This window comes from Acidovorax sp. KPB24-03, assembly GCF_057546605.1.
Genome location: NZ_BAAJYR010000921.1, coordinates 1 through 614, shown reverse-complemented (window position 1 = coordinate 614; position 614 = coordinate 1). Strand labels below are relative to the sequence as shown.

The following is a 614-nucleotide window of genomic DNA, read 5'->3' as shown; positions in this document are numbered from 1 at the left end:
CAGGCCCAGGGCCTGGGCGAGCGCGTCCGCGCGGGCCTGCTGTGCCCCCAGGGCCGCGAGGGCGCCCTCCACCTCGGCCACGCCGTTGTTCACGGCCTTTCGGTAGCCGAGGAGCGCGGCGTTCACCGCTTCCTGCCGGGCCTGCACCTGCATCTGCCGACGGCCCCAGTCGAACAGCGGAACGTCGATGACGGGCCCGAGCGCGGGGGCGTTTTCGCTGCGCGTGCGGAAATGCTGGGTGATGTTGTACGAATAGAGCAGCGAACCCATGAGCGCGATGCGCGGGTACAGCTCGGAGCGCGCCAGCCCCAGCGCCGCGGCCGCCTTGTTCACCTCGGCCTCGGCGGCGTGCACGTCGGGGCGGGTGCGCAGCAGATCGGCGGGCAGTTCGACCAGGGCGAACGGCGCCAACGTGGGAGGCGCGCTGCCGGGCACCTCGTCGCTCCAGGCCGGATCGGGGGTGGTGCGGCCCACCAACACGGCCAGGGCCTGCGCGGCACGGGCACCGGCTTCGGCCAGGGGCGCCTGCGCTGCGCGGGCCTGCGACGCCCGCACGCGGGCCTGCACGATCTCGTCCGCCGGCCCCAGGCGGGTGCGCAGCCCGCCACCTCGGC

General features: G+C 75.2%; 1 protein-coding gene. It reads right to left on the bottom strand.

Annotated features, from left to right (window positions below):
- On the bottom strand, nucleotides 1-614 hold a 614-nt coding region (locus AC27KI_RS26815), incomplete at both ends, for a TolC family protein (RefSeq protein WP_487116946.1).